This is a genomic window from Pseudoalteromonas luteoviolacea S2607 (genome assembly GCF_001625575.1).
Taxonomy (GTDB): Bacteria; Pseudomonadota; Gammaproteobacteria; order Enterobacterales; family Alteromonadaceae; genus Pseudoalteromonas; species Pseudoalteromonas luteoviolacea_E.
Genome location: NZ_AUXV01000001.1, coordinates 173,166 through 197,253 on the forward strand (window position 1 = coordinate 173,166; position 24,088 = coordinate 197,253).

Below are 24,088 nucleotides of genomic sequence, written 5' to 3' on the forward strand. Positions count from 1 at the left end.
ATACGAAAAAGGCCACCAAGTGAAGCTTGGTGGCCTTTTTTTGTGCTTGCTTAACTCAACCCTTCTTTGAGCTAAGCGCGACAAAAACTAATCAAAGATCAATTCAACATCCTGCCCTGTTAACTTCTTTAAAGAGCGTATCAACTCATCACTCGGCGTAACACACCACTGCATGCCTAACGTAAGCTCTGCCGTGGCATCCGGCCGTTGATATTCGATAACAACTTGGCAAGTACCAAATTTATACGGTTCAAGTACACGTTTTAAATTCTCTCCGAAACTCGAATCCATTTGTGTCATGTTCAGCGTCATCTTCAATGCACTTATGCGCTTTTCTCGTGCTTGTGCAATGGTATTCACTTCCCGCGCAGTCATTGAAATGCCACCAGAGAAGTTGTCAAAGGCAACGTGTCCCGAAATAACGAGAACTTGGTTAACTTGCAGTAACTCCTCATACATTTCGAACTGTTCAGGGAAGAAGCGCACATCAACGCGAGCACTTTTGTCATCAAGGGTGATCAACCCCCAGCGATTACCCTTTTTATTTATCAGGGTACGCGCATTGATCACCAATCCGGCAGCGGTTGACTGCACATCACGGTTTGTCGGCTGTAAGTCAACCAATTTACCCGAAGTATAGTTTTTCAACTCTTTGCGATATTGATTTATTGGGTGACCGGTCAGATATAAACCTAAGGTCTCTTTTTCACCATCCAACCACTCGTTGTCACTCAGCGGAGTTGCTTTAACAAATGCGTTTGCGACATCCTCTGGTTCAACCGCCAATAAACCAAACAAATCAGATTGGCCTAGCTGCTCAGCTTTGTGATGCTGTTCTGCTGATTTCATAGCATCTTTTAAGCTAGCCAACAGTGTCGCTCGAGCGCCTTGTGTTGTCTCAGGCCCCAATTTGTCTAGTGCACCTGCATAAATTAGCTTTTCAATCACACGTCGATTTAAACGCTTAAGGTCAACCCGAGCACAAAAATCGAAGAGATCTTTAAATTCTCCGCCTTGTTCTCGCGCTTCTAAAATGGCTTCAACAGGGCCTTCACCTACACCCTTGATTGCACCAATGCCATAGACGATCTCACCTTGCAAGTTCACCGTAAACTTGTACACGCCCGCATTTACGTCCGGTGGTAACAGCGTCAGCTTCATGTTTTCACATTCATCCACCAACGTTACGATCTTATCGGTGTTATCCATATCGGCTGACATTACCGCAGCCATGAACTCTGCTGGAAAATGCGTTTTCATCCACAGTGTTTGATACGACACCAATGCATATGCAGCCGAGTGCGATTTGTTGAAGCCGTAACCCGCAAACTTTTCTACAAGATCGAAGATCTTCATCGCAAGTTCGCCGTCAACACCGTTGTTGATCGATCCTTCCTCGAAGGTCGATCGTTGTTTCGCCATTTCTTCTGGTTTTTTCTTACCCATTGCTCGACGAAGTAAGTCAGCGCCACCCAAGCTATAGCCAGCTAAAACCTGCGCTATCTGCATTACCTGCTCCTGATACAGGATGATCCCGTAGGTTGGCTCAAGTATTGGTGCTAGGCTTTCGTGCTGGTATTGTGCATCTGGGAATGAGATCTCTTCACGGCCATGCTTACGGTCGATGAAGTTATCTACCATGCCTGATTGCAAGGGGCCTGGGCGGAAAAGTGCCACCAGTGCGATCATATCTTCAAAGCAGTCTGGCTTCAGACGCCTGATCAGATCTTTCATTCCTCGTGATTCAAGCTGGAATACTGCTGTCGTTTCTGCTCTGAGTAAGACCTCAAAGCTGGCATGATCATCAAGTGGAATGGCGTTGATATCAACAAACGGCTTTTGTTCTCGCGCTAAACGCTCATTGGCCATATCCAGCGCCCACTGCAAGATAGTCAGAGTTCTTAGACCTAAGAAGTCAAACTTAACTAAACCAGCGGTTTCAACATCATTCTTATCAAACTGAGTAACAGGGAACTTACCCTCTTCGTCACAATATAATGCAGCAAAGTCGGTGATGCTGGTAGGCGAGATTACAACGCCCCCTGCGTGTTTACCGGCGTTACGTGTACAGCCTTCTAGAATACGACATTTATCTATAAGCTCTCTAACTTCTTCATCGCCATCGTATGCCTCTGGCAGACGTGGCTCTACCTCGAAGGCTTTTGCCAAAGTCATCCCAGGGTCCCCCGGAACAAGTTTGGATATACGATCAACAAAGCCATAAGGGTGACCTAGCACACGGCCAACATCTCGAATAACCGCCTTTGCCGCCATGGTTCCAAAGGTGATGATCTGAGATACAGCTTGGCGGCCATAGAGTTTGGCAACGTGATCAATTACCTCGTCACGCCTGTCCATACAGAAGTCGACGTCGAAGTCGGGCATTGATACACGTTCTGGGTTTAAGAATCGTTCGAATAGCAGGTCAAATTCTAATGGGTCAAGATCGGTGATCTTAAGCGCATATGCAACCAAAGAACCTGCACCAGACCCTCGACCAGGGCCAACTGGTATGTTGTTATCCTTACTCCACTGGATGAACTCCATTACGATTAAAAAGTAACCGGGGAATCCCATTTGGTTGATTACATCAAGCTCAATTCTTAACCTGTCATCATATTCAACCCGTTTAACTTTTCTGTCTTCTTCGTCGGGAAACAGAAACTGCAAACGCTCTTCAAGGCCATCTTCAGACACTTTGACTAAGAAGTCATCAATCTTTAAGTCACCTGTCGGGTAATCTGGCAGAAAGTAGGTGCCTAGTTGTACGGTAACATTACAACGCTTAGCAATTTCAACCGTATTCTCAAGAGCCTCTGGTATATCACTGAACAACTCATGCATTTGTTCAGGCGTTTTTAAATACTGCTCTTTCGAAAAGCGCTTGGGCCTATTTTTATCCTCGAGTGCATACCCATCATGAATTGCAACTCGGATCTCGTGCGCCTCGAAGTCTTCTTCATTTAAAAAGACCACTTCGTTAGTTGCCACAACTGGCAAATTGCGTTCCGTTGCCAGTGCAACCGCGGCATGAAGATACTCTTCTTCATGCTCTCGCTCAGTACGGTGCAATTCTAGATAATAGTGATCTGCAAAATGTTCTTCATAAAATGCCAGCGTGTCTTCTACTAGCTGCGGATTGCCTTTGAGAAGCGCCTTACCGACATCGCCATCTTTTGCGCCTGAAAGAATGATCAAGCCTTCTTTAAATTTAGCGAGCCACTCTTTATCTACAACGGGGCGATGAAAAACATGACCACGTAAAAACGCCTCAGATATAAGCAGCGTCAGATTTTTATAACCCTCATTGTTCTTCGCTAAGACCGCGATTCTGCAGGGTTCATCTGGAAATTGCTCACTCTTAAGCCAAAGATCAGCACCGACTATAGGTTTAATTCCTGCGCCATGTGCTCCTCCATAAAACCTCACCAAACCACATAAGTTCATTTGATCTGTGATGGCAAATGCTGGCATTTCCAACTCTTGAGCACGAGCAATAATAGGCTTGGTTTTCGCCAAACCATCTACCATAGAAAAGTCACTATGAACACGTAAATGTACGAAATTAGGCGTTGGCATAATTAAGATTGCTCCGCGAGAATACGCTGAACTGGTTTAAAGCTTTTGCGATGAAAAGGCGTAACGCCATGCTGTGCGAGCGCTTCAAAGTGTGCCTTTGTCGGATAGCCTTTGTGGCCTGCAAAACCGAATTCAGGAAACTGAGCGTCTAACTCAATCATCTCATTGTCTCTTGTAACTTTAGCCAATATTGAAGCCGCACTGATCTCTGCGACCAAGCTATCCCCTTTGACCACAGCTTGTGCCGGCACAGAGAGCTCTGGCAAACGATTACCATCTACAAACACAAATTCAGCAGGCACCTCTAGCCCCTCAACTGCTCGTGTCATTGCCAGCATTGTTGCGTGTAGAATATTAAGTTCATCAATTTCTGCAACACTTGCTCGGGCAATACAGTAACACAGCGCTTTTTCTTTAATCTCTTGCGCTAAGGCATTACGCCTTTTTTCGGTCAGCTTTTTTGAGTCTGCCAACCCTTCAATAGGCTTAGAAGGGTCAAGTATCACTGCAGCGGTAACAACATCTCCCACCAGTGGGCCGCGGCCTACTTCATCTACGCCTGCGATGTATTTAAAATCAGGTCTTTCAATTTGCATCTATTACCTCCGCAACTGCAATGGCAGCCTGCTCACTGGCATTCAAACGGATATTTCTATGAATGTCATAAAAACGTTCAATCAACGCTGTATTGTCTTCTCGTAATAGTGGGAGCAGAGCATCAGTTAGCGCATCTGGGTTACACTCTTCTTGCAGAAATTCGGGCACCAAAGGGGCGTCCGCGAGTAAGTTTGGCAAAGAAAAATGCTTAATATTGAAGGTGAAGAAAGTACTAAAAATCTTATAGCTCAACGCCTTAAGACGGTAGCCCACAACCATAGGCTTTTTATATAGCATAGCCTCTAACGTAGCGGTCCCTGATGCCAGTAAAACGGCATCCGCAGCATTCATTGCCAATGAAGATTGACCATCAAGTAAAATTGGTCTGAGATCCGGCGCGACTTTATTTAAAATTTGATTAAATTGCTTCTGACGCTTTTCATTCACCAATGGAACGACGATCTTTAAGTTCGGGATTTTATCAACCAGTTGCTTAGCTGTTTGAAGGTAAGTTTCACTTAATAACCCCACTTCAGAACCTCGACTACCGGGTAAAAGTGCCAAAACTGTGTCAGACTCATCCAAACCAATTTTAGCACGTGCCGCCTGTTGGTCAGGCTCTAATGGGATCTCATCTGCCAAAGTATGCCCGACAAAAGTACAAGGTACCTCATGCTTGTCATAAAAGGCTTTTTCGAATGGCAGTAACGACAGCACTAAGTTTGTTGCCTCAGCAATGGTATGAATGCGCTTTGGACGCCACGCCCACACGGATGGGCTCACATACTGAATAGTCTTGATACCAGCTGCCTTGAGCGGCTTTTCAACACGCAAGTTAAAATCAGGAGCATCGATGCCGATAAACACATCAGGCGGATAATCGATAAAATAATTCACTAACTCTTTTCTGATTTTTAATAATCTTGGTAACCGTCCTAAGACTTCAACCAGCCCCATAACGGCCAGCTCTTCCATGTCGAATAAGCTCTTGCAGCCTTGCGCTTGCATTTTTGGCCCTGCAATACCTACAAATTTGGCGTTAGGATATCGCTTTTTGAGCGCTTTGATTAATCCTGCGCCTAAGATGTCGCCAGACAACTCGCCTGCAACAATGCCAATGGTAATTGATTTTTCGTTTGCCATTTTTGTTCTTCTGAAAAATAAAAAAACGCCATACTAAGTATGGCGTCATTATATCAGAACACGCTCTTTGTTATTTGCCTAATTACCCAGAGGTTTTGGCAAGGCAAAGAGATAATCTGTATTAGCGTACTAAACCGCGTTCAGAGTTCGCTATAAAGTCCAACATCTGTTGTACAGCAGGGAACTTTTGTGCTTCTTCTTGCAATGAGGCGACTGCTTCATCAAGTTTTAAGCCTTTACGGAATAGTGTTTTATATGCTCTACGCGTCGCCATAATTTCATCAGACTCAAAGCCACGACGCTTTAAGCCTTCAGTATTAATTGCAACTGGACGTGCTGGCGTGCCTGTAGTGGTCACAAATGGCGGTACATCCTGATTAACACCAGAATACATGCCTACAAATGCGTGCGAGCCAACTTTACAGAATTGGTGAACACCGGAATTACCCGCTAGGATCACCCAGTCACCAATATGCACATGCCCTGCAACACTTGCATTGTTGGCAAAAATTACATTGCTGCCAATCACTGCATCGTGCGCTACGTGCGTGTAAGCCATAAATAAATTATTACTACCAATGATTGTCACGCCCTTATCTTGGATCGTACCACGATGTATCGTCGCACATTCCCTAATCACGTTGTTATCACCAATAATAAGTTTTGTTGGTTCATCCTTGTACTTTTTATCTTGACAGGCCTCGCCTACTGACGCGAATTGAAATATGTGATTACCAGAACCGATTTCACTCGGCCCTTTAATAACAACATGTGACTCAATTTTACAGTCATCACCAATAACTACATCATTGCCAATGTAACTATATGGTCCTACAGAGACGTTCTTTCCTAATTTAGCACCTGGCTCAATAATTGCGGTAGGATGGATCACACTTAAAACTCTCTTCTAGCACACATTAATTCGGCACTACATACTACATTGCCGTCAACCTTCGCCTCACCGGAGAATTTCCAAATGTTGCGACGTTCTTTAACAAACTGCACATGTAAGTGCATTGTATCTCCAGGAACAACTGGTTGCTTAAACCTAGCGTTGTCAATGGCTGCAAATAAGTATAGCTCATTATCAGAGCGGTTTTCGACGGTCTTAAAACCTAATAGGCCAGTTGCCTGCGCAAGAGCTTCAAGGATCATCACACCTGGGAAGATAGGCTGTTCAGGGAAGTGCCCAGTGAAAATAGGTTCATTCGCTGTCACATTCTTTATCGCATGCAGGTATTCACCCGGCTTGTAGTCAACCACTTTATCGACCAAAAGCATTGGGTAGCGATGTGGTAATAACTTTAAAATTTCCTGAATGTCAAAGCTGTTTAATTCGTTGGCCAAAATACCACCTTTTATTTATCCGTATGTTGTAACTGCTCAGTTAAGCTTTCTAGCGCCTTAATTCGCGCTTTAAAATCAGAAAGATTACGTAAGTGGGCAATGTTCTTGCGCCATTCTTTATTCGTTGTATGCGGCATGCCAGAAGAGTAAATACCAGGCTTGGTAATCCCCTTTGTGACCATACTCATACCAGTAATAACTACACCATCACACACTTCGTTGTGACCATTTATAGCCACCATACCGCCAATTTGACAGTGCTTGCCTACTTTAACGCTACCAGCCAACACCGAGCATCCTGCAATTGCAGTGCCGTAGCCAATCTCTACGTTATGAGCAATCTGTATTTGATTGTCGAGTATGACATTGTCATGAATGATCGTATCATCAATAGCACCACGATCTATAGATGTGCATGCACCAACTTCTACGCGATCACCAATAATGACGGTGCCAATCTGAGGAATTTTAACCCACTCTCCAGATTCATTCGCATAGCCAAACCCGTCACTGCCAACGACTGTGCCGGATTGGAATAAGCACTGTTCACCAATCACCACTTCATGATAGATGGTTACATTTGCCCAAAGTTTGGTATTTGCACCAATGCGAGCATTTTTACCAATAAAACAGCCTGCGCCGATTTCCACGTTGTCGCCAATAACTGCACCTGACTCAATCACTGCGTTAGCGGCAACTTTTACGTTTTCGCCTAATACTGCGCTTTCGTCTATAGATGCACTTGGGTGGGTATTACTTGCTGCACTTGGCGTCGTATCCATATATTGCGCTAACTTCGCGTAAGCGACATATGGGTTATCACAGATAAGTTTATTACCTGTGAAATACTCTGCTTCATCTGCTGACAAGATTACAGCACCGGCTTGTGTCGACTCTAATTGACTGCGGTACTTTTTGTTTGCCAAAAACGCAATGTCTTGGCCCTTGGCACTTACCAAGGTCGCGATTTTCACTATTGGCTGATTGGCATCCCCTTCTAGAGAGGCACCCAAATAATCAGCCAACTGTGACAACGTGTATTGTTTCGTCATTATTTTTTGCTAACTACTTCAACAATTTCATTTGATAGATCGCTAACTTTATCAGGGTTGAAGTAAATTGTCGTTTCTTTTACGCGAACTTCGTCAAACTTTCCTTTTTTGGCAACATCTTGAATTGCATCAAAGATTAGTTTTTGGACTTTAGCCAACTCTTGGTTTTGACGTTGTTTAATCTCTTGCTCTAAAGGACGTCCCTTTTCTGCAAGTGTTTTCTGCATTTGCTGAATTTTGTCACGTAGTGCAGTTTTCTGCTCTTCGCTCATCGTCGCGCTTTCGCGTTTGAATTTTTCAGCTTCAAAACGAATATCGCCTTGTAGTTTTTCAAGTTCTTGGCGGCGCTCAGCAAATTCATTTTTTAACGTTTGCTCAATCTTAGCCATTTGAGGTAGCTGAGAGTAAATATTCTGCATGTCGATTAAGCCCACTTTATGTGCGAATGCATTAACCGAGTTACCCATTAACAATGCTGCTAAAATACCCATAGCAGATGTTTTAAAAATCTTTTTCACAATAAACTCCTTAGAAAGTATTGCTGATGTTGAAGCTGATGTTTTGAGTGTCATCATCGTCTTCTTTTTTCAGCGGATACGCAAAACTAATTAACATCGGCCCCATTGGAGATATCCATTGAATAGATAAACCCGTTGAAACCCTAAAACGGCCAGGATCAGAAAAATCTGATAATTGTTTGTATTGATCTTCTGGCAAGTTCGTATAACGACTTACGTCGAACTCAGTGTCCCATACGTTAGCGGCATCTACGAAGAAGCTAGTACGTACTGAACTTGTATTTTCTTCATCTAGGAAAGGTGTTGGTACTATCATCTCTGCACCTAACACAGCTTTGGCATTACCACCGATACGTCCAAGAGGTACTAATTGGTCAAACTGCGGATCGCCGCCAATTGTGCCCGTTGTTGTTCCATCAGGCAGTGGCGTACCTGGCAAGCTCAGAGGACGACGCTGAACTGCTTGAGGCAAGATAGTGTTTCTTTCGAAACCTCTCAGCTCCATTTCAGTGATGCGGTAGAATTCTTGGAACGGCAATACCTGTTCAAAGCCATTCTTCTCACCATAACCATTACCATAAGCCAGTGCTGCTCGCGTCGAGAATACCCAACGGTGATCATTACTAATTGGCCAATAAAAACGAGAGTCGTAGCTCAACTTAAAGTAATTCAAGTCTGAATTAGGTGTCGTAAAGTTAAAGTTTGCCGACTGACGTGAACCGTCTGTTGGGAACATACCTCGGTTAACGGTAATACGAGACCAACCAATACCTAACTCAAATTTCGTAAAGTCGAATCCATCATCTGGGTTATTAGGATCTTCGAAAGTAAGTCTCATAACGCGCGTTTGCTCGTAGTCAGCAATGCGATCTAGATCTTCTTCAATCCAGCGGAAACTAAAGTTCAAGCGGTTGACTGGGTTAATTGGAATACCAAAGTGTGTACCAATACCATAGCTACGTGAATCGTAATCTACGAGGCCGATTTCACCACCATCAAAGTTGCTGTAGAAAATACTGCTACCTTGAGAAATACCATCTGGTGTGAAATATGGATCGGTATAAGAAACACTGTATCGTGTTGAAGCGCGTGATGTGTTGATATTAAATGCAACCTGATCACCAGAGCCTAAGAAGTTAGACTCACTCACACCAACATTAAACTGCAAGCCAGCATACGAACCGTACGCAACACCCGCTTGGAAACTACCAGCAGGTTGCTCTTTTACATTGAAATCGACATCTACTTGGTCATCGACACCTGGGATCGGCTTAACTTCAAACTCGACCTTTTCCATGTACGGTAAACGTTGAATTTGCAGTTTCGAACGCTCTAGGCTCTGGTTCGACAACCATGCACCTTCCAATTGAGTCATTTCCCTGCGCACCACGTGGTCCGCGGTATTTTGGTTACCGTTTACTAAAATACGACGAACATACACACGTTTACCTGGGTCAACAGATAGAGTTAAGTGCACTTCTTTGTTTTCATCGTCAATATCAGGGATGGTACGAACTTCAGCGTTAGCGTAGCCAAATCTTGCCAAATAGCCTTTAATAAATTCTTCAGATGATGTTACCAATGAACCGTTGTACAGTTCACCTGACTTCAATGGAACAACACTGCGGATCAACTCTTCACGACCTAACAAATCACCAATGAAGTCGAAACCCTTGACGGTGTATTTCTCACCCTCGGTGATATTGGCTGTTACATATACTGATTCGCGTTCTGGGCTTACCGACACTTGTGTAGAATCGATGTTGAACCTTAGGTAACCCCTATCAAGGTAATAACTTCGGATCTTTTCAAGGTCGCCTTCAATAGTTTGCTTTTGATAACGATCACTAGAAAGGAACTTCCACCAAGGCAAATCTTGCTGAGACTCAACTAAACGTAATAGTTGCTCATCTGAGAAAAGTTCATTACCAACTAAGTTTATTTGGCGAACCGATGCCGCGTCACCTTCTTCAAAATCAAATTTGAGCTTCACACGGTTACGTGGTAATTCAACCACGCTTACATCGATTTTCGCGTTATATTTACCAATACTATGGAAGAACTCTACCAAGCCTTTTTCGATGCCATCGATTACCGTACGATCTAGTGTTTCACCAGTACGGATATCTTTGTCATCCAAACTTTCCTGAAGCTGTTCATCTTTGATGTCTTTGTTGCCATCAAACTCAATAGAGGCAATTGTCGGACGCTCTTTAACCTTGAAAACGATCTGGTTACCATCACGATAAGCAGTTATATCGTCAAAGTGACCTGACGAAAATAATGCCTTAATCGTTTTTGAAACTGTGTAATTATCAACCTCATCGCCAACATTAATTGGAATATGAGTTAATGCCGCACCCAGTGCAACACGTTGTAACCCTTCAACTTTTAAATCTTCTACGATAAAGGAGTTTTGCCCTAAAGCGGCAAAACTGGCGCCAAGTAAACTCGTTACAGCTAAATGTTTTTTTATAGGCATTTTGTTATCTTTATCCTTTACAGCTTACGGCGTACTATACGCCACGTGCGCTATCGCCCTTATTACAGAGCCTAGAGCCTCGATACGTCATTAAACAGTGCAAAACAAGTCAGAGCTAAGAGCATCATGGCTCCAAGCTTATAACCTAACTCTTGTGTCTTTTCAGAGACCGGTTTTTTTCGAATTAGTTCAATTAAGTAATACATCAAATGCCCACCATCCAACATCGGCAGTGGCAAAAGATTAAAAACACCCAAGTTAACACTAATTAATGCTAGAAAGCTTAAAAAGGCAACTAACCCGTAGCTAACACTGTCACCAGCACCTACGGCTATGCCAACTGGTCCACTAATATTTTGAACTGAGACTTGGCCAGTGAGCAAATTACCAATCATATCGAAGCTCAGCGCAGTCAACGCATAGGTTTTCTGAACGCCAAGCACGATACTATCGAATACACCGTACTGTCTAGTCTCAATGTAGCCTTCAGGCCAACTTTTCTGTTTGGGTACAACCCCTAAATAGCCAATTACTTGACCATCTGAAATTTCTCTTCCGTCTGGTGTCACATTAAGGCTAATTTCTTGCCCATCTCGTAATACGGTTATCACACTTTTCTGATAAGCAGCTTGCTGTACCAATCCAACAAAATGAGTCCAACTCGTCACCTCTTGTTGGTTGAAAGACACAATCACATCATTTGCTTTTAAATCGGCTCGCTGCGCAGCTGAATCTTCTGCTATGAGTGCTAACTCTGTAGTGATGTCCGGTCTGTACGGATTAATGCCAATAGAAGCTAAAGGCGCAACATCTTTTTGATCTAGCTTCCAACTGCTCACATCTAAAGTACGTATCGCTATCTGTCCTTTTTCGTCCACAACTTTTATGTCAAGCTGTTGCTCTCCAAGCCCAGACATGATGGCAAAGTTCACTTCTTGCCACGAACTTACAGCTTCGTCCCCGATACGTTTTATCGCGTCGCCAGACTGCACTCCAGCCCTTTGTGCTATAGATGATTCCGTGACCGAGCCCACTATGGGCTTCACATTTTGCACCCCCACTGAGTACATAATGGCCAATGCTAAAATTGCGAAAAGGAAATTAGCTGCAGGGCCCGCAGCGGCAACTGCCATACGAGCGTATACTGATTTGCTGTCTAAAGTTTTATCAATGTCGTGTTCGTCCACGTCATCAACGCGTGAGTCAAGCATTCTCACGTATCCCCCTAAAGGGATCACAGAGATAGCGTACTCAGTACCCATTTTGTCATACCAAGTAAAGATGGGCTTACCAAAACCGATGGAGAAGCGCAGCACCTTAACACCCGCTTTTCTGGCAACCCAAAAATGTCCGTATTCATGTACAGCGACTAAGATACTTAACGCAACAATAAATGAACCTAGATTCCAGAAAAAATCAAACATCTCTACCCCTGATTTGCAATCATCTGCTGTGCAAGCCGACGGGCTTGACTATCCATATCCAAAATTTCTTCCAATGATTCTAAATCTTTTAAGGCGCTGTGCTCAAGCACCTGTTCATTCACTTTAAATATATCCATAAAGCCTATGCGTTTTTCCAAAAATGCGGCAACGGATACTTCATTTGCTGCATTAAGCGCGGTTGTCGCTGCCTGGCCATGACGACAGGCATCAATGGCAAGCTTTAGGTTTGGATAACGAGTGTAGTCTGGGTGCGTAAAGGTGAAATCACGCATGTCAGAAAAATCTAGGGGCTTTACGCCTGCGTCAATACGCTCTGGATAGGCTAGACCATATGCAATTGGTGTACGCATATCTGGTTGCCCCATTTGAGCAATCACTGAACCATCTTGATATTGAACCATGGAGTGGATCATGCTCTGTGGATGGATGACCACTTCAATATCTTCTGCTTGGCAATCGAATAGCCATTTAGCTTCAATGAATTCCAAACCTTTGTTCATCATCGTTGCAGAATCTACTGAAATTTTTCGACCCATTGACCAATTTGGGTGCGCCACCGCTTCTTCAACGGTCACCGCCTTAAGTGAGTTGATGTCACGCGTTAAAAAAGGGCCACCCGATCCGGTTAGGAGAATCTTACGGACTCCTACCGCATTAAAGTTAGACTGCACGCCGCGCTGCACATCTGCAGGCATACACTGAAAAATCGCATTATGTTCACTGTCTATAGGTAATAAGGTAGCACCGTGGCGCTTCACTTTATCCATAAACAATTGACCAGACATAACCAGTGACTCTTTATTTGCCAGAAGCACTTTTTTACCGGCTTCTACAGCGGCTAAAGTAGGTAGCAAACCAGCAGCGCCAACAATGGCTGACATCACAATGTCGACGTCTTCATGTGCCGCAATTTCACACATGGCATCTGTGCCGCTTAACACTTCAATTTTTGTATTGCTCAAACGCTCACGCAGCGAGACTGCCGCAAGTTCATCTTGCATCACAACATAACGAGGGGTGTGCTCTAGCGCTTGCTGTTGTATCACCTCAACATTTGTGCCCGCTACAAGCGCAAACACCTTATATCGCTTTTTATTACGCGACATGACATCTAGGGTTGAGGTACCAATCGAGCCGCTTGCACCAAGAATAACGACCTGCTCTAACTGGCTTGACTCGACACTCATAGTGTTACCGTCCATGCATAAAACAACGCAAACATTGGCGCAGCAGCGGTAAGACTATCAATACGATCTAAAATCCCGCCGTGGCCTGGTAAACAACTACCTGAATCTTTTAGTCCTGCTTCTCGCTTGAACATACTTTCAAGTAAGTCACCTATTGCAGAAAACAGCGCGATTACAATGGTTAGTGCGCCATATAGCAGCCACTGTTTATGCTCTACTCCCGAGCAATAGCAAAAAATTAATACAAAAACGACCGAGGTCAGTAAACCACCAATTAAGCCCTCAATTGTTTTATTTGGACTCACATTGGGCATTAACTTTCGCTTACCTAAGTTTTTACCTGCAAAGTAAGCACCAATATCGGCACTCCACACAATGCCTAGCACCACCATAATCAGCACTGAACCAAATTGTTCAGACGCACCATACTCAGCACTTCTAAGAACGTTTAGAGCCAGCCACAACGGGACCAGTGTTAAAAAGCCAGCAACAGCTGGCATAACCAAACCCTGACTCCAAGCTCGCGCCATTTTCGGGTATCGAAACACCAATAACGTTGCCACAATCCACCAAGCAGCTGCCAAGGTAAATAGATAATTAGCATCGGCCACTAATTTGCCTGACTGCCATAAACTCTCTATTGGCCAGTGCACATGAAATACTCCAATTAGTGCAGCCGTAACCACAACATAACCAGCGCGATGTACTCCCTTCTTTAATCCCATTAAAGACGCCCACTCCCATGCTCCTAAAAGCACAATTGCACCAGCAATCATACTAAAGAGTTTCAGTGGCGTATAAAATACCAAAAGTAGCGCCAGTGGAGCCAATACCACCGACGTCATAATACGTTGTTTTAACAAATTTTATACCTTTAACTTGTTGATTTGCTCTCGGCGAGTAGTTGTTGTATTTGTTCGCCTGTGCAACCAAAGCGCCTTTCTCTAGAAATATAGCAAGCAATTGCTTCTGAGAAAGCTTCTTCGTTAAAATCAGGCCAGAGTGTTTCTGTAAAATACAGCTCAGCATATGCGGCTTGCCATAACAAAAAGTTACTGATGCGATAATCACCACCAGTACGAATCAACAAATCCAGAGGACTTTGCTCTGCCATTGTTAACTTTTCAGACAATGCGTCTTCCGTGATATCTGCAACAGAGATCTCTCCCTGTTGTACCTGCGTTGCAAGCGATTGAGCCGCGGTCACAATATCCCATCGTCCACCGTAGTTTGCTGCAACATTTAAGGTCAAACCTGTGTTATTTGCAGTGAGTGCATGTGCATCGTGGACTTTAGCCTGTAAGCTTTCAGGGAATTTTGATATATCACCAATTATTTTTAGTTTTACATTATTTTTATGTAATTTCTTAACCTCTTTACTCAATACAAAGAGGAATAATTCCATTAAGGTACTAACTTCATCTTCGGGTCTGCGCCAGTTTTCACTGCTAAATGCAAACAGTGTTAAAGACTCAATGCCCAACTTAGTACAAAATTGTACAGCGCTACGAACAGAGTCGACACCTTTTTTATGTCCATATGCTCTAGGGCGCTTACGTGCCTGAGCCCAGCGCCCATTACCATCCATTATGATGGCAACATGCTTAGGTAATGATTGTTGTGAAATCGCGTCAGCGTTTAAAACCATAGTACTATTTTAAATAAAAAAAACGCCGCCTAGTATAGCGCAGACAACGCTGCAAACCTAATAAAATTCTTTTTGTTCACTTATCAAGCGAGAGTGCCCGTAATATAAACAAGTTTCAACCCGATATAAAAATACAGGGCAACCCGCACCATTTGGTGCAGCGTGAGCAAGTCATAGGACAGCAAAAAGCCGCTAAAAAGCGGCTTTTTAATACAACTCAATAGAGTTTTAGATTTCCATCAACTCTGCTTCTTTCGCGCTAAGTTGTGTATCCATCTCTTTGATATGAGTGTCAGTGATCTTCTGGATCTCATCTTCTGCTTGACGCGCTTCATCTTCTGAAATCTCTTTGTCTTTTAGAAGTGATTTGATGTCACCATTCGCGTCACGACGAATGTTACGTACCGCAACTCGACCGCCTTCTACTTCGCCACGAACGATCTTAATAAGGTCCTTACGACGCTCTTCTGTTAGTGGAGGAAGTGGAACACGAATAACTGTACCAGCTGACATCGGGTTTAAGCCCAGATCAGAAGCCATGATCGCTTTTTCAACAGCCTGTGCTAGAGACTTATCAAAAACGCTAATAGCAAGCGTACGAGAGTCTTCAACAGTTACATTAGCAACTTGGTTTAGAGGTGTATCGGCACCGTAGTAAGATACTGAAATACCATCTAGCAAAGCCGGGTGTGCACGACCAGTACGAATTTTAGAAAGTTGGCTAGCAAGTGCTGCCACACTTTTTTTCATGCGCTCTTGAGCGTCTTTTTGGATATCATTAATCACAGTTGCAATCCTATTTTTACTGTTCTAACCAATCTACATCGTCAAACAGATTGATCTGAGTTTGTTCTAAACAAATGGTGCCTATACGCACCATCTGAAATTGCTTTATTCCGCTACTTTTTTCGATGTGATCAAAGTGCCTTCGTCTTCGCCCATGATAACGCGCTTCAACGCACCAGGCTTATTCATATTGAATACACTTAGTGGCATATTGTGGTCACGCGCTAATGTGAAAGCAGCTAAGTCCATCACTTTAAGCTCTTTGTCGATAATTTCGTCATGAGTTAACTGGCTGTACAACGTTGCCTCTGGGTTTTTAACCGGGTCATCGCTGTATACACCGTCAACTTTAGTTGCTTTGATCACTGTATCCGCTTCAATCTCGATACCGCGTAAACATGCCGCAGAATCTGTCGTAAAGAACGGGTTACCAGTACCTGCTGAAAAGATAACAACACGGCCAGATTTTAACAAGCTGATTGCCTCTGCCCAGTTGTAAGCATCACACACACCATTTAGTGGAATTGCTGACATCAAACGCGCGTTTACAAACGCTCTATGCAGCGCATCACGCATCGCTAAACCGTTCATTACTGTTGCTAGCATGCCCATGTGATCGCCTACTACACGGTTCATACCCGCTTCAGCTAAAGAGCCACCGCGTAAAAAGTTACCGCCGCCGATCACCAAACCCACTTCTACGTCGAGTTCTACAAGTTCTTTGATTTCTTGCGCCATACGATCCAATACTTTTGGATCGATACCAAAGCCTTCATCTCCCATTAAAGCTTCACCGCTTAATTTAAGAAGAACGCGTCTAAAAACAGGTTTTCGATTGATAGTCATAATTTCCGGGCCAAGTTAAAATTGAGACAAAAAATAACCGCGCTTATGATAGACATAAATGCGCGGTTATTTTAGAGAATTTTCTGCATTGACGCAAAAGCAAATCACTACTTTTATGTCAATAAGATTATTCTATTGCGATTATTCGCCTTTTGCAGCAGCAATCTGTGCAGCAACTTCAGCAGCGAAGTCTTCTTCTTTCTTCTCGATGCCTTCACCAACTTCTAGGCGAATGAATGAAGAAACGGTAGCGCCTTTCTCTTTAAGGTACTCACCAACAGACTTCTTAGGCTCCATGATGAAAGCTTGACCAGTAAGAGAGATCTCACCAGTGAACTTCTTCATACGGCCAACAACCATTTTTTCTGCGATTTCAGCAGGCTTGCCTTCGTTCATAGCGATTTCAACTTGAACCGCTTTTTCTTTTTCAACAACGTCAGCAGGTACGTCTTCTGGCTTCAGGAAGTCAGGCTTAGAAGCAGCAACGTGCATTGCAACGTGCTTAAGTGTTTCTTCGTCAGCATCACCAGTTACAACAACACCAATACGGTCGCCGTGACGGTATGCAGATAGCTTGTCACCATCGATGTACTCAACGCGACGTACGTTGATGTTTTCACCGATCTTAGCAACTAGAGCAACACGAGTCTCTTCAAACTTAGCTTGAAGGTCAGCGATTGTAGCTTTAGTAGCAACAGCGTCGTCAAGAACAGTGTTAGCAAAACCTAGGAAGTTTTCGTCTTTAGCAACGAAGTCAGTTTGACAGTTAACTTCAAGAAGCGCAGCAAAACCTTCACCTTGCTTGATAAGGATTGTACCTTCAGCAGCGATGTTACCCGCTTTCTTAGCAGCTTTAGCAGCACCACTCTTACGCATGTTCTCGATCGCTAGATCGATATCACCGTTAGTTTCAGTTAGTGCTTTTTTACAATCCATCATGCCAGCGCCAGTACGCTCGCGAAGTTCTTTAACTAGGGCAGCAGTTACAGCCATTAGAATATCCTCAATTCTGAATTCGGTTTTTTTGGTAAGCGAATTTCCGCTTGTAAAGAATATCAAGTCTTCATCATTAAGTTGATGAAGACTTGATGACAGCTAATTACTCAGCTTCTACGAAATCGTCGTTTTCTGCTTGAGCAACGATGTTGCTTTCACGACCTTCTGTGATAGCAGTTGCAACAGCGTTAGTGTAAAGCTGGATTGCACGGATCGCATCGTCGTTACCTGGGATGATGAAATCAACACCATCTGGGTTTGAGTTAGTATCAACAACTGATACTACTGGAATACCTAGGTTGTTAGCTTCACGGATAGCAATGTGCTCGTGGTCAGCATCGATTACGAAGATAGCGTCAGGTAGACCGCCCATATCTTTGATACCACCAAGGCTCTTCTCAAGCTTTTCCATTTCACGCGTTTTCATTAGCGCTTCTTTCTTAGTAAGCTTCTCGAAAGTACCGTCTTGGCTTTGAGCTTCAAGGTCTTTAAGACGCTTGATTGATTGACGAACTGTTTTCCAGTTAGTCAACATACCACCTAACCAACGGTGATTTACGTAGAACTGCTCACTTGAGATAGCTGCTTCTTTAACTGCTTCACCAGCTGCGCGCTTAGTACCTACGAAAAGGATTTTACCTTTGTTAGATGCAACGTTTGATAAAAACTTAAGTGCATCGTTGAAAAGTGGAACTGTCTTTTCTAGGTTGATGATATGAACGCGGTTACGAGCACCGAAGATGAACGGCTTCATCTTAGGGTTCCAGTAACGTGCCTGGTGACCAAAGTGAACACCAGCTTGAAGCATATCGCGCATTGAAACGTTTGCCATTTGTATTTTCCTCTATTTAATTAGGGTTAGGCCTCCACATATCCCATATCACCAACATGCTAATTACGTATCTTTGACCGATACAAACATGCACCCAAGTGTATGTGTCGATATGTGTGTGTGTTAAAATTTAATTTTGCTTGTCTTAAGTACAAACAACCTCAACATCTGTTAGAGAAGATTTATTTGTAAAAAGACGGCGCGCTTTATACCATATAAATTAAATTAACTCAATGACGAGAGCAAAATTTGCTCGTTATTGCTACTAGAAATTATGACTTGGAGTCTCAATGAGTGCAGTGATTAAAACCCCTGATGAAATCGAAAAGATGCGTATTGCCGGTAGGTTAGCGGCTGAAGTATTAGAAATGATTGAACCTTATGTGAAGCCTGGGGTTACCACAGACGAATTAAACACAATTTGTCACGATTACATTGTGGATGTACAAGGCTGCATCCCAGCACCATTAAATTATCACGGTTTTCCAAAGTCTATTTGTACCTCAGTTAACCACGTTATCTGCCATGGCATTCCCAATGAGAAACCATTGAAAGAAGGTGATATCGTCAATATCGATGTGACAGTTATCAAAGATGGCTACCACGGTGATACCTCTAAAATGTTCTATGTAGGCAAACCGAGCATTCAAGGGAAACGCCTGAGCGAAATCACGCAAGAATCACTTTACTTGGCAATCAAAATGGTCAAACCAGGCGTAAGGTTAGGTGATATTGGCGCTGCCATTCAAAAATATGCAGAAGGCTTTAACTACTCAATTGTTCGCGAATATTGTGGCCACGGTATTGGTGCTGAATTCCACGAAGAGCCACAAGTTATGCACTACGGTAAACCTGGCACGGGTGAAGTACTAAAAGCTGGTATGTGCTTAACGATTGAGCCTATGGTTAACGCTGGCAAGCGCCAGTGCAAACTGCTAAAAGATGACTGGACTGTTGTGACTAAAGACCGTAGTCTATCTGCTCAGTGGGAACACACGTTACTCGTGACAGACAATGGTGTCGAGATCCTTACGCACCGTAATGATGACACCATCGAAAAAGTGATCGAGCACGCATAATTTCAACTATACTGCTCTTGCTTTTCAAACAGCAAGTAACTTGACTACCACCTAGAATAGCCGCTTGGGTCTTTCCCACAGCGGACAACGTTGCAGATATTTTGAAAGCGCAGGCCGTCATGTACGGCCTGATACGCTTGCAGCGACAAAAAATACTTAAAGATAATAAGGACCCAAGGAAATCCCGTGGCGTTACCGAACAAAGTAAAATTGTTGCTAGAAGAAGCCGAGCAACTTTGTGATTACAAAGGTTGTATGAGCTATTTTTACAAATGGCTAAACAATCAATTCTCCAAGCAACCCGTTAGACTCTTGATCAATGCACGCTCTGAGTTCATTGATATCTTACTAAAAAAGCTGTTCGTTCAAACTGGCTTAGCTGATTTCGAGCAATTGGCATTAATCGGTATTGGTGGCTATGGCAGAGGCGAGTTACACCCCTTTTCCGACATCGACTTTTTGCTACTGACCGATGGCGAGCCCAACGATGAATTAAGACAAAAACTCGAAGTATTTGTCACGCTACTGTGGGATTTAAACCTTGACATAGGCCATAGTGTTCGCACTCATGAGCAGGTGCTTGAGCAAAAGCGACAAGATGTACACTTTACCACCAGCCTGCTCGAGAGCCGTTTAATCTGTGGCAACTTGGTTGAGTTTGAGCGGCTTAAAAGTCATATCGTCAAAACCCCTATCTGGCGCTCCGATGACTTTTTTATTGCCAAAGTTAAAGAACAGCGAATTAGACGTAAAAAATGCCATGGCACGGCTTATAACTTAGAACCCAATATTAAAGAGAACCCAGGCGGCTTGCGTGATTTGCAAACCATTTTCTGGGTAGCCAAAAAACATTTCCATGCAGAAACCCTCGAAGAGCTTATTGGCCATGGCTACTTGACCCATGAGGAGTATCAAGAGCTCATGGAATGCCTAGAGAACTTGTGGAATATTCGTTTTGCACTGCATTTAGCAGCTGGTCGCCCCGAAAACCGCCTTCTGTTTGACTACCAGCCTCATGCAGCAGAGTTATTAGGGTTCGGTTCTGAGGGCAAGCCCTCAGTGGAACGCATGATGAAACGCCTGTTTCGTATCATGAGTCGTGTACGAGAAATGAACCAAATGCTATTGGCGTATTTCGAGCAAAGTATTTTACCTGACCAAGATGCCCTTACCGTGGTGCCTTTGGATGCACATTTTGAACGCATTGGTCATAAAATCAGAGTGAAGAACCCCTCTGCATTTTTCTTGCGTGAGAATTTATTGGTGCTGTTTGAGCACATCGCTGATAACCCAGATATTACAGACATTGACCCCAATACAATACGCTCGGTAAGACAGGTAAGACGCCGTTTGTTGGGGGATTTACAAGACTACGCAGCATGCAGAGACGCATTTATGCGCTTGCTTAAGCACCCCAATGGAATGGGTAGAGCGTTCACGCTCATGCATAAACATGGCTTAATTGCCGCTTACCTGCCGCAGTGGCGAAGTATTTTTGGGCAAATGCAGTTTGACCTGTTTCATGCTTATACAGTGGATGAGCATACACACAAGCTCATCAACAATATACATAAATATCGTGACAAACAGTTCAACAAAGAGTTTCCAATTTGTTCCGAAATCATGACGCGGATGGATAAACCTGAACTCCTGTATTTAGCCGGTATATTCCATGATATCGCCAAAGGACGAGGTGGTGACCATTCAGAGCTTGGAGCCGTCGACGCAACGGCATTTGCAAGTATGCATAAATTGACGCCATCTGATGGTAAGTTGGTCGCTTGGCTCGTTGAACATCATTTGTTAATGTCTGTCACTGCACAGCGTAAAGATATTAATGACCCGGATGTCATTAATGAGTTTGCCTCCAAAGTAAAAAATGAACGGCAGTTGGATTATTTATATTGCTTAACCGTTGCTGATATACGCGCCACCAATGATAACCTTTGGAACGACTGGAAAAACACCCTACTGAGAGAGCTCTATTTACACGCTCAACGCGCTTTGAGATTAGGGCTAGAAAACCCGATGGATATGCGAGATCAAATTCGCGACAAAAAAGCGCAAGCACAGCAAAGGCTTTTAGACGCCGGATATGAGGAAGAGCGCATTACGTTGTTGTGGTCTCGCTTCAAAGCCAACTACTTTACAGGCTTTAGTGAGCAGCAAATCTCATGGCAAAGTGAGTTTTTACTTTCAAGGAAAGATCAAAGTACTGCCGGAGTTGCCGTATCTGAAAAACCAATGCACGGTGGTACACAAGTATTTGTTTACGCACCATATGAAGCCAGTTTGTTCGCCAAATTGGTGTCTGTAATAGGCACCAAAAAAGCGCAAATTCAGCATGCTCAAGTTATGACAACAAAAGATGGGTATGTGGTATTTAGCTTTGTAATTTTGGAAGTAAATGGTGATGCTATCAGTGGTAGCAGAGCAAAAAATATTCGCCGAGGTTTAGAGAGCATTCTCGCCGACCCGAAAAAGAAAATACGACTTAAAAAGAATCGCTCACATAGGTTTAAAGACTTTAATATCAAGCCCAAGGTGATTTTGCGACCACATGCCCGTGAAGACCGTAATTTGCTTGAAATACAAGCAGTTGATATTCAGGGTCTATTAACAAAGATTGCGGAAGTATTGCAGGTTAAAAACTTACATATTCACGCCGCTAGGATCACCACGGTAGGCGAGCGAGCAGAAGATTTCTTTGTCGTTTCAAATGAACAATATCAAGCACTCAGTGAAGATGAAAAGAGTGATCTTCATCTCTCACTGATGAAGAAATTAAACGCCGAATCTGAATAACGAGGATACTATGTCGGATTTAAAAAGTATTATTGAACAAGCATGGGAAAACCGTGACAGCATCACACCTTCAAGCGTTGTCCCAGAAGTTAAAAAAGCCATTATCGACTCTTTAGAGCTGTTGGACTCTGGCGCAGCGCGCGTTGCAGAAAAAGTCAGTGACGAGTGGGTCGTCCACCAATGGCTTAAAAAAGCGGTTTTGCTATCGTTTAGGATCCGTGACAATCAACCAATGAATGATGGCGTAAATCAGTTTTACGACAAAGTTCCGCTGAAGTTCAGTGATTATACACCCGAGCAATTTCAACAAGGCGGCATGCGCGTAGTCCCTAATGCAGTGGCGCGCCAAGGCAGCTTCGTTGGCAAAAATGTTGTGCTTATGCCGTCATACGTAAACATTGGCGCATATGTTGATGAAGGTACGATGGTGGATACTTGGGCGACGGTCGGCTCATGTGCACAGATCGGTAAAAATGTTCACCTATCTGGTGGCGTAGGCATCGGTGGTGTATTAGAGCCACTACAAGCAAACCCTACAATAATTGAAGACAACTGCTTTATCGGCGCCCGCTCTGAGATCGTTGAAGGTGTTATCGTCGAAGAAGGCGCAGTCATTTCAATGGGTGTGTACATTTCTCAAAGCACCCGTATTTACGATAGAGAAACAGGTGAAATCCACTATGGTCGCGTGCCTGCGGGTTCAGTTGTTGTGCCTGGCTCACTTCCAAGTAAAGACGGCACACATAGTTTGTATGCTGCGATCATTGTTAAAAAGGTCGACAAGCAAACTCGCGAAAAAGTCGGTGTCAACGCCCTACTTCGCTCAGTTCAGGACTAAGCTCAATTTTTTACCGTACACCGCACCATGGTGTACGGTTTTAATCTTATTACTGACTTTTCAGTCCCAACCATGCTAAATATATGGCTGATATTAAAAGGACTGAAGTGATGCTAAAAACAATAAATACTCAACTTCTCGTCTGCACCTTGAGCGCCATGCTTTTAGGCTGTAGTCACACTACCACAGTGCATGTGTTTGGTAAGTATTTGCCAGATAATGAACTCAACAATTTACAATCTGCATTAGATAAGCAAGGTTTTGAAGTTGAAACAAATAGTCTTGATTTTCCTACAAGCATTTCCCAGAACACGATTCTTCATTCACTCATGCTCAGAGACGCCTCAGCGGTAGAGTCCGTAAAATTAATTGCCACGGCGCATGGCTTTCAAATCGCAGATGTACAGGGCCTTAAAGAAGGTAATCATTGGTATACCAAAGACGCCATAGCCATATACCCATTTCCTCAAAATAGTGAGAACACCCCACTACTTAAGCAAGACTTGGCTCGTCGCTTTAAAACCGCGGAATGTGATCTCGCATTTGACCTTAAACTTTTTTCCAACGGTGCTTATGAAATTTCAGGTGGACCCGTTTCGAACGAGAACAAAGGACTTTTAAGCGGTACTTGGCACTATGTTCAGTACCCTTATTTAGAATTGCGGCCATACAAAGGGATCAGTTGGAGCCGCTACTTTAAAATCCATCAAATTGTAAAGCAAGATAAAGTAAGCCAGATTGAAGTGATACAACTACGGCCTGTTGAAAAGCACCACATCTCTCAGGCCTGTTTTTATGAGCATGGAATTCGGATATAAAGAGCGCACACTCTATACCCTACTGGATATATAGGACCAAAACTAAAAAGGTGAGCTTGTGCTCACCTTTTACGACTCAAGTATGTGTAC

The 24,088-nt window shown here is 43.5% G+C and carries 20 protein-coding genes; 4 read left to right on the top strand and 16 right to left on the bottom strand.

Annotated features, from left to right (window positions below):
• Positions 1–87 precede the first annotated feature (87 nt).
• The 16 genes from dnaE to rpsB all read right to left on the bottom strand — a co-directional run bounded on the left by dnaE (position 88) and on the right by rpsB (position 18,458).
• A complete protein-coding gene (gene dnaE / locus N480_RS00855) occupies positions 88–3,579 on the bottom strand; it encodes a DNA polymerase III subunit alpha (RefSeq protein ID WP_063370647.1) in 3,492 nt (1,163 codons plus the stop codon).
• 2 nt (positions 3,580–3,581) lie between these two features.
• Positions 3,582–4,175, bottom strand: a complete 594-nt coding sequence (gene rnhB, locus N480_RS00860; RefSeq protein WP_063370648.1) for a ribonuclease HII — start codon at positions 4,173–4,175, stop codon at positions 3,582–3,584.
• Entirely contained in the window at positions 4,165–5,319 is a 1,155-nt protein-coding gene (gene lpxB / locus N480_RS00865) for a lipid-A-disaccharide synthase (protein ID WP_063370649.1), read from the bottom strand. Before lpxB ends, rnhB begins: the two co-directional genes overlap by 11 nt.
• A 121-nt stretch (positions 5,320–5,440) precedes the next feature.
• Positions 5,441–6,211: an acyl-ACP--UDP-N-acetylglucosamine O-acyltransferase gene (gene lpxA, locus N480_RS00870; protein ID WP_063370650.1), complete on the bottom strand. Its 771-nt coding sequence runs from the start codon at positions 6,209–6,211 to the stop codon at positions 5,441–5,443.
• A gap of 2 nt (positions 6,212–6,213) precedes the next feature.
• Positions 6,214–6,666, bottom strand: a complete 453-nt coding sequence (gene fabZ, locus N480_RS00875) for a 3-hydroxyacyl-ACP dehydratase FabZ (protein WP_063357028.1) — start codon at positions 6,664–6,666, stop codon at positions 6,214–6,216.
• A gap of 11 nt (positions 6,667–6,677) precedes the next feature.
• Positions 6,678–7,718, bottom strand: coding sequence for a UDP-3-O-(3-hydroxymyristoyl)glucosamine N-acyltransferase (gene lpxD / locus N480_RS00880; RefSeq protein WP_063370651.1), 1,041 nt, complete (start codon positions 7,716–7,718; stop codon positions 6,678–6,680).
• Complete coding sequence (locus N480_RS00885) at positions 7,718–8,236, bottom strand: OmpH family outer membrane protein (protein ID WP_063370761.1); 519 nt, start codon at positions 8,234–8,236, stop codon at positions 7,718–7,720. The genes lpxD and N480_RS00885 overlap by 1 nt, the downstream gene beginning before the upstream one ends.
• Positions 8,237–8,246: 10 nt before the next feature.
• Complete coding sequence (gene bamA, locus N480_RS00890) at positions 8,247–10,718, bottom strand: outer membrane protein assembly factor BamA (protein WP_063370652.1); 2,472 nt, start codon at positions 10,716–10,718, stop codon at positions 8,247–8,249.
• 71 nt (positions 10,719–10,789) lie between these two features.
• Positions 10,790–12,142: an RIP metalloprotease RseP gene (gene rseP / locus N480_RS00895; protein WP_063370653.1), complete on the bottom strand. Its 1,353-nt coding sequence runs from the start codon at positions 12,140–12,142 to the stop codon at positions 10,790–10,792.
• Positions 12,143–12,144: 2 nt separating this feature from the next.
• A complete protein-coding gene (gene ispC / locus N480_RS00900) occupies positions 12,145–13,350 on the bottom strand; it encodes a 1-deoxy-D-xylulose-5-phosphate reductoisomerase (protein ID WP_063370654.1) in 1,206 nt (401 codons plus the stop codon).
• On the bottom strand, positions 13,347–14,213 hold the full coding sequence (locus tag N480_RS00905; protein ID WP_063370655.1) for a phosphatidate cytidylyltransferase: 867 nt from the start codon (positions 14,211–14,213) through the stop codon (positions 13,347–13,349). Before N480_RS00905 ends, ispC begins: the two co-directional genes overlap by 4 nt.
• 11 nt (positions 14,214–14,224) lie before the next feature.
• Positions 14,225–14,998: an isoprenyl transferase gene (locus N480_RS00910; protein ID WP_063370656.1), complete on the bottom strand. Its 774-nt coding sequence runs from the start codon at positions 14,996–14,998 to the stop codon at positions 14,225–14,227.
• 228 nt (positions 14,999–15,226) lie between these two features.
• The gene (gene frr / locus N480_RS00915; protein ID WP_063370657.1) at positions 15,227–15,784 is read right to left on the bottom strand and encodes a ribosome recycling factor; all 558 of its coding nucleotides are present in this window, start codon (positions 15,782–15,784) and stop codon (positions 15,227–15,229) included.
• 105 nt (positions 15,785–15,889) lie between these two features.
• Entirely contained in the window at positions 15,890–16,630 is a 741-nt protein-coding gene (gene pyrH / locus N480_RS00920) for a UMP kinase (RefSeq protein ID WP_063370658.1), read from the bottom strand.
• Positions 16,631–16,771: 141 nt separating this feature from the next.
• Entirely contained in the window at positions 16,772–17,623 is an 852-nt protein-coding gene (gene tsf / locus N480_RS00925; protein ID WP_046355137.1) for a translation elongation factor Ts, read from the bottom strand.
• A 106-nt stretch (positions 17,624–17,729) separates the two neighbouring features.
• Positions 17,730–18,458: a 30S ribosomal protein S2 gene (gene rpsB, locus N480_RS00930; RefSeq protein WP_063362921.1), complete on the bottom strand. Its 729-nt coding sequence runs from the start codon at positions 18,456–18,458 to the stop codon at positions 17,730–17,732.
• Positions 18,459–18,748: 290 nt separating this feature from the next.
• Here rpsB and map point away from each other — a divergent pair, with 290 nt between their 5' ends.
• The 4 genes from map to N480_RS00950 all read left to right on the top strand — a co-directional run bounded on the left by map (position 18,749) and on the right by N480_RS00950 (position 23,998).
• The gene (map, locus tag N480_RS00935; protein ID WP_063370659.1) at positions 18,749–19,537 is read left to right on the top strand and encodes a type I methionyl aminopeptidase; all 789 of its coding nucleotides are present in this window, start codon (positions 18,749–18,751) and stop codon (positions 19,535–19,537) included.
• A 186-nt stretch (positions 19,538–19,723) separates the two neighbouring features.
• Positions 19,724–22,342 (top strand): [protein-PII] uridylyltransferase, encoded by a 2,619-nt coding sequence (glnD, locus tag N480_RS00940; RefSeq protein ID WP_063370660.1) that lies wholly within the window; start codon positions 19,724–19,726, stop codon positions 22,340–22,342.
• A gap of 10 nt (positions 22,343–22,352) precedes the next feature.
• A complete protein-coding gene (dapD, locus tag N480_RS00945) occupies positions 22,353–23,180 on the top strand; it encodes a 2,3,4,5-tetrahydropyridine-2,6-dicarboxylate N-succinyltransferase (RefSeq protein WP_063370661.1) in 828 nt (275 codons plus the stop codon).
• Between the two features lie 110 nt (positions 23,181–23,290).
• Positions 23,291–23,998, top strand: a complete 708-nt coding sequence (locus tag N480_RS00950) for a hypothetical protein (protein ID WP_063370662.1) — start codon at positions 23,291–23,293, stop codon at positions 23,996–23,998.
• Positions 23,999–24,088: the final 90 nt, after the last annotated feature.